This window comes from Cupriavidus sp. R6-3 (assembly GCF_059772245.1).
Map to the genome: position 1 here is coordinate 1 of NZ_JCBAJO010000244.1, position 6820 is coordinate 6820.

General features: G+C 69.2%; 7 protein-coding genes. All 7 read right to left on the bottom strand.

Going from position 1 to position 6820, the window contains the following annotated elements; all coding sequences use genetic code 11:
- Positions 1–138: DUF4880 domain-containing protein (locus tag AC6EI8_RS22790; RefSeq protein WP_498382948.1), on the bottom strand; the 138-nt coding region annotated here is incomplete at its 3' end.
- Positions 135–707 carry a sigma-70 family RNA polymerase sigma factor gene (locus tag AC6EI8_RS22795; protein ID WP_498382945.1) on the bottom strand — a complete coding sequence of 191 codons (573 nt, stop codon included), beginning with the start codon at positions 705–707 and terminating at the stop codon, positions 135–137. The genes AC6EI8_RS22795 and AC6EI8_RS22790, both read right to left, overlap by 4 nt.
- A gap of 275 nt (positions 708–982) precedes the next feature.
- Positions 983–2467, bottom strand: a complete 1485-nt coding sequence (locus AC6EI8_RS22800) for an amidohydrolase family protein (protein ID WP_498382946.1) — start codon at positions 2465–2467, stop codon at positions 983–985.
- Complete coding sequence (locus AC6EI8_RS22805) at positions 2464–3258, bottom strand: ABC transporter permease (RefSeq protein WP_149318667.1); 795 nt, start codon at positions 3256–3258, stop codon at positions 2464–2466. The genes AC6EI8_RS22800 and AC6EI8_RS22805 overlap by 4 nt, the downstream gene beginning before the upstream one ends.
- Positions 3259–3289: 31 nt before the next feature.
- Positions 3290–4129, bottom strand: a complete 840-nt coding sequence (locus AC6EI8_RS22810) for an ABC transporter ATP-binding protein (protein WP_265635015.1) — start codon at positions 4127–4129, stop codon at positions 3290–3292.
- Between the two features lie 3 nt (positions 4130–4132).
- Positions 4133–5170, bottom strand: a complete 1038-nt coding sequence (locus tag AC6EI8_RS22815; protein WP_498382947.1) for an aromatic ring-hydroxylating dioxygenase subunit alpha — start codon at positions 5168–5170, stop codon at positions 4133–4135.
- A gap of 74 nt (positions 5171–5244) precedes the next feature.
- Positions 5245–6297 carry an ABC transporter substrate-binding protein gene (locus tag AC6EI8_RS22820; RefSeq protein WP_265635010.1) on the bottom strand — a complete coding sequence of 351 codons (1053 nt, stop codon included), beginning with the start codon at positions 6295–6297 and terminating at the stop codon, positions 5245–5247.
- Positions 6298–6820: the final 523 nt, after the last annotated feature.

Genomic DNA, 6820 nt, shown 5'->3' on the forward strand with positions numbered 1-6820 from the left:
GTGCCGCGGGTCGGCGGCCTTCCAGCGTGCGAACTTGATCTGGGCGGTGGCGCGCTCCTGGGGCTCGTCGGCGGTCAGCCGGGCGACCCAGTCGGCGGCCTGCGCGACCGGGTCGTCGTCCTCAAGACGCACGGTCATCGCGCGCGCGACGCTGCAGCGGTGACGCCGTGTTGGGTCTCCACCGCGCCCGCGTCGTCATCCGCCAGCGCGCAATGCGCCAGCGCCTGCACCAGGTATTTATGGATCATCCGTGTCGACACGCCCAGATGCACGGCGATGCTGGCATGCGTCTGCCCGTCGAGGTAGTGCATCAGAAAGGCCTCGCGCGGCTTCGGCGGCAGGCCGTCGAGCGCGGCGCTGATCTGCGCCAGCGCCTGCAGCGCGGCCACGGTCTGCTCCGGCGACGGAAAGCCCTCCAGCGAGGCCGCGGCCTGTTCCAGCTCGGCCAGATAGGCCTGCTCGAGCTTGTGCCGCCGCGCGCGATCGATGATCAGTCGCTTCGCGGTGGTGGTCAGATACGCGCGCGGCTCGCGCACGCCGGCCAGCGCATCGCGCGAGGCCAGGATCCGCACGAAGGTGTCGTGCGCCACGTCGGCCGCGTCGTGCGGGCAGGACAGCTTCTTGCGCAACCAGCCGAACAGCCACGAATGATGGTCGCTGTACAGGGCATCGATCGGCGGCGACGGCAGGGACTCGGCGGCGGACATGGGGGCTCCGGCCATGGCGCGGGTCCAGGTCCGGTGAATGCTAGGAAATGAGAACGATTCGCATTTTATGAATGTGGGTCGGGTTTGGCAACGGTTATCGGCGGGTGATCGGCGGGTGATGGGCGGGTGATCGGCGGAAGGCCGTCCGTCCTCTCCATCGCGCGCTGGCTGCGGCCTGGCGGGGCGAAGATCCTCTGCGCACCGGGCAGACCATCGCGTCCGACAGCAAGCCCCTCGGTTTTCTCTTGTCTCTACCCGCGCCCTTAACGGTGCCCTCATGTCGCGGGGGCCTCGCACGCGTGTTCTTTCAGCCGACGCACCGCCTCGCGCGCCTGCGCGCCCAGCTCCGCGAGATCCACGCCCGGAATCGCATCGTGTTCGGCCACCACGCGGCCGGCGACGATCAGCGCGCGCAGCGCCGGGCGGCCGCCGCTGGCGACCGGCGCGATGGCCGGGTCGTGCAGGCCGAAACAGCGCGGATCGTCGAGCCGGTAGATCGCCAGATCGGCGGCCATGCCCGGCCGCAGCGCGCCGACCGCGTCGAGACCGAGCACGGCGGCGCCGCCGGCCGTGCCCCAACGCACCACGTCCTCGACGCTGGCGGCATCCGCCCCGCCTTCGAAGCGCCCGCCCTCGAACACGGGCCGCGCCGCGTGGCCGCGCCGCGCCCGTTGCAGCAGCCAGGCGGCGTGGGCCTCGCTGATCATGTCGGCGGCCTCGTTCGACGCGGCGCCATCGACGCCGAGCGAGACCGGCACGCCGGCCGCCTCCAGCGCCGGCAGATCGGCGATGCCGCTGCCGAGCCGGCCATTGCTCTGCGGGCAATGCGCGATGCCGGTCCTGGTTGCACCCAGCATGCGGATTTCGTCGCGGTCCAGCTTGACCAGATGGGCGAACCAGACGTCGGGGCCGAGCCATTCGACCTCGGCGCAGAAGCCGACCGGCGTGGTGCCGTGCATCGCGCGGGCGGCGTTCTGGTACTCGACGGTCTCGGACAGATGGCTGTGCAGCCGGATACCGAGCCGCCGTGCCGTGCGGGCACAGGTCCGCAGTTCGTCGGACGACATCGAGTACAGCGGCGTGGTCGGCGCCATTACGACGCGCCGCATCGCATCGGCGGCGCTGTCGTGGTAGCGCGCGCTCAGGCGTTCGCAATCGGCGAGAAAGGCCTCCAGCGTTTCGGGGCGCAGCGCCTGGGGCAGCTCGCTTTCGAGCTGGCGCGTACGGGTCGCGCCGCCGCGGCACAGCACGAAGCGCAGGCCCAGCGCCTGCGCTTCCTCGAACAGGATGGCCGAGCCGTCGAACGGCATGTCCGGGTAGTACAGGTAGTTGTGATCGGCGACCGTGCCGCAGCCGCTGCGCAGCAGTTCGATCAGGCCGATGCGGGCCGCCAGGCGGAAGCTCGCCTCGTCGAAGGCCCCGCGAAAGCGGTACGGCGTGGCGCCGAGCCAGGGCGTCAACGTCAGGTTCAGTCCGGCCGGATCGCCCTTGAGCAGCGACTGGAACAGGTGGTGGTGCGTATTGACCCAGGCGGGATAGACCACGCAATCGGTGGCGTCGATCACGGTGTCGCCGGGGAGCGGCGGCAGCGTGCCGATCGATTCGATGCGGCCGCCGCGCAGGCGGATGTCCGGTCCGGGATGGCGCGCCGCATCGCCGGCGAGGCCGGTCAGGATCGCGGTGGCGTTGCGGATCAGCAGCGTGGGCGCGGCATTTTCCGCCATGCGGCCGGTTTCGATGCAAGGGTAGGCTTCGCTCATGCCAGCTCGCTTTCATGCCAATGGGACAGCGCCAGCCGCGACAGCACCACCATCGCGCCGAACAGCAGCACGCCAGTCACCGTGATCAGCACCAGCGCGGCAAACAGTCGCGGGATATTGAGCGCGAAGCCGGCCTGCAGGATCTGGTAGGCCAGGCCCGCCCCGGTGCCGCCGGTGCCGGCGACGAACTCGGCGACCACCGCGCCGATCAGCGCCAGGCCGCAGGAAATCCGCAAGCCGCCGAAGAAGTACGGCAGCGCGCTCGGTATCCGCAGCCGCCGCAGCGTGTCCCAGCGCGTGGCCCGGTTGATGCGGAACAGGTTCAGCAGTCCGGGATTGACGCTGCGCAGGCCCAGCACGGTGTTCGAGATGATCGGGAAGATCGCGACCATGGTGGCGCAGATGACCAGTGCCAACGTGGGCTCCTTGACCCAGATGATGATCAGCGGCGCGATGGCGACGACGGGCGTGACCTGCAGCAGGATCGCGTAGGGAAACAGGCTCGCCTCGATCAGCCGGCTCTGCACGAACACGAAGGCGGCCGCGGTGCCGAGCACGACGGCCAGCGCGAACGCCAGCATCGTGATGCGCAGGGTCACCCAGAGCGAGCCGGACAGCAGCGCCCAGTCCTGGACCAGCGTGCGGGCGATCGCCGAGGGCGTGGGGACCAGATAGGGCGGCACGTCGAGCCAGATGCAGACGGCCTGCCAGGCCAGCAGCATCAGTGCGCCGACGGCCAGCGGCGCGGCGATGCGCTGCACGGCGGGACGGGACAGCAGGGGGGATGCCATGATCGGACTCCTTCGAGGCGCGTTGGCGCGGCTATGCAGGATCGGCCGGCGCGACGCCGGTATTGGCCTGCGCCAGCAGCGCCGACAGCCGCGCGCAGTGCTGCATGAACTCGGGCGAGACGCGGTAGGCCTCGTCGCGTACCGCGGGACCGTCGATCGCCACGTCGGCGATCACGCGGCCCGGCCGTGCCGCCATCACCACGACGCGGCTCGACAGATAGACCGCCTCGTAGATGCTGTGCGTGACGAACACCACGGTCAGGCCGCGCTCGGCCCACAGCGCCCGCAGATCGGCGTCGAGCCGGTTGCGCGTGAATTCGTCGAGCGCGCCGAAGGGCTCGTCCATCAGCAGCAGGTCCGGCTCCGTCGCCAGCGCCCGCGCGATCGACACGCGCATCTGCATGCCGCCGGACAGCTCGCGCGGATAGACCTGGCCGAACTGCGCCAGGCCAACCAGTGCCAGCGCCCGCCGCATCCGTTCGTTGGCCTGCTCGCGCGGCATGCGGGCAAGATCGAGCGGCAGCCGTACGTTGTCGGCGACCTTCGCCCAAGGCATCAGCGTGGCCTCCTGGAACACCATCGCCAGCGTGCGGCGCGCGCCGTCAGCGGCAGCGGGCCTGGCGCCGGGCAACGTGCCTTCGCCCCACCAGCGCAGGTGGCCGGCCGAGGGCGCTTCCAGCCCGGCAAACAGCTTCAGCAGCGTGCTCTTGCCGCAGCCGGACGGGCCCAGCAACGAGACGAATTCGCCGGGCCGGATCGACAGCTTGACGCGCTCGAGCGCCACGGTGCCGTTGGGATAGGTCTTCTCGACCTGGTTGGCGAACAGGATCGGCGCCTCGAAGGCGCGGGTATCGCGCGGGTCCGCGAACATGGCTCAGCCGCCGACGACGGGCACGCGGAACACTTCCTTCTCGCCGTGCTTCTCCAGCAGATCCAGCAGCATCCTGCGCATCAGCAGGCCGGGCTTGTCCGACTCCATATGGAACTCGACGCGGCGGCGCGTATCGATGCAGGCGTCGTAGTCCGTGGCTTCGAGGATTTCGCGGTCTTCGGCGACGATCGGCGCGTCCCAGGCGATCAGCTCCTCGGTCGAGCAGTCTTCCTCGCGATCGTTGCGGTACAGCCATTGCGACAGCATCACCGTGCCGTCGTCGATCGGCGTCGCGCAGTTGTAGATGATGTGATGGCGTCCGCTGGCCGGATAGATGCAGCCGAAGCGCCGCGTGAAGGGCATGTCCCAGCGGTTGAACATATGCCGGTAGGTAATCGGCTCGGTGGTGCCCGTCACGCGATGGCCCGCTTCGATATTGCGGATCGGCACCAGCGTCTCCGCCTCGAAACCCCAATCGCGCTGCGTCAGCTCGTATTTCTCGGGCCTGGGCTGGTCGGCGATGCCGAAGTTGGCGCGATGGACGAAGCTGAAGTGCGAGTTGTCGAAGGCGTTCTCCATCACGCGCAGCGGGCTGGTGTTCCATCGCTCGTAGTACTGCAGGATGCGGCGATAGGCGGGGTCGCCTTCTTCGGGGAAGTCGGGAATCGGCTGCAGCGGATCGTCGAGTGCGACCCAGACGTAGCCGTATTTCTCCTGTGCGCGATAGGCCGGCACGCGCGCGCCCGCCGGCACGCGGCTGTCCGGCGCCTGCGGAATCCGCACGCAGGCGCCCGAGCAGTCGTACTCCCAGCCGTGATAGCCGCAGACGATGTCGCCGCGTTCGTTGACCCAGCCCTTGGACAGCCTCGCGGTGCGGTGGCAGCAGCGGTCCTGCAGCGCGGCCAGCGAGCCGTCCGGGCGCTTCCACAGCACCAGGTTCTCGCCGAGCAGCGTGAAGGGCTTGGGGCCGTCGTCGAGCATCGAGACCGGCATCAGCGCGTACCAGAAGCGGCGCAGCACGGGTTGTCGGGTGACCAGCATGATGAATCCTCGGGATACGAAGGGATGACGCGCGATGGCGTCGGGTTTGTATGGGGTCGCGGGCGTGCGCCCGCTCAGGGCATGACCTTCAGGTCCCTGACGAACTGCGTGGTGTAGGCCTGCTTCCAGTCGGTCTCGGCCTTCAGCAGCCCTGCGCCGACCATGAAGTCGCGCGTCTTCTGCCAGCGCGCGTCCGTCATCACGCCGATGCCCTGGCGCGCCGCGTCGCCACCATCGACGAGCCGGAATTCCTTGAGCTTGGCCAGGCCCCAGGCGAGCTGGTCGTCCTTCATGTTGGGGTTGTCCCGCTTGATCAGCGCGTTGGCCGCGGCGGGATTGGCGAGATAGCTTTTCCAGCCTTCCATCGACGCCCGCACGAAGCGCGCGACCAGATCGGGCTTGTCCTTGACGGTCTTCTGCATGGTCACGATGGTGGTGCCGTAGGGCGGATAGCCATCGTTGGCGAACAGGAAGAAGCGTGTCTTGACGCCGGCCTTTTCCGCGGCGAACACCTCCGACGAGGCGTACGCCTGCTGCGCGGTGTTGCGGTCGGCGAAGAAGGGCTGCAGGTTGAAGGTGTAGACGCGAGATTGGGCCTCGTCGAGCTGGTACTTCGCCTTCAGCCATGGCCACCAGGTGGTGCGGCCCGAGGTGGAGACCAGCACGGTGCGGGTCTTCAGATCGGCAAGGCCATTGACGTCGTCGTGCGTCATCATCCCTTGCAGATCGCTCTGGAACGAGGCGCCGACCGTGGTCACCGGCACGCCCTGCTCGATGCTCTTGAGCACCTGCAGGTCGTAGCCCATCAGGAAGTCCGCCTGACCGCTGGTCAGGATCTGCATGCCGTTGACCTGCGGCCCGCCCATGCGGATGGTCACGTCGAGGCCGTGCTTCTTGTAGATGCCCTCGGCCACGGCCTGGTAGAAGCCGCCGTGCTCGGCCTGCGCATACCAGGAGGTCAGGAAGGTGACCTTGTCGGCGGCGAAGGCCGTCAGCGGTGCGATGGTCAATGCGGCCGCGGCCGCGGCTGCGAATGCGCCGGCAAGCAGGCGCCTGCGCGGGCGGTGCGGGACGATGGGCGATGCGGTCTCAGCCGCCAAGGAGGGAGCGAGGTGCGACGTGTTCATGGGGCCTGTGGTGTCGTGTCGTCGTCGAAGGGAAGGGCGAAGCGGGGCCGCACCGGCGCTTACGGCGGGCGCGGTACGGCGAGGCGATGGGACGGCAAGGAATGGCAGGGACGGGACATCGTGTGCGCTCTCTCTCGTTCGCGGCCGGAGCGGCCGGGTTCAACACGCGGCGCGCGCATGGCGCTGCCGGTGACGACCGGTGGTCGTGAGAGCAATGTCCCGCGCCGGGGCATCGGCCTGCGATGGCGATGCGTCGGCGCTAACCGCTTCTACTCGAACGGGAATATCGCAAGAGGCATGCCACGCGGCATCGGCGCGCGCGGTGGCATCGACGCGGCCCGATGCGCCAACTGGGGGCGCCGGGGTTGGGATCGCATCGCGGCTTTGGTGCGGCGTGATGCGATCCGGTGCGGCGCAACTCCGGTGCGGCTCAACCCTTGGGCTTGCGATTGAGCAGCGCGGCGCAGCGGCCGAAGGCGGTGGTCAGGCAGCAGGTGTCGCCGCTCCAGTCGCCGCCCTGGAC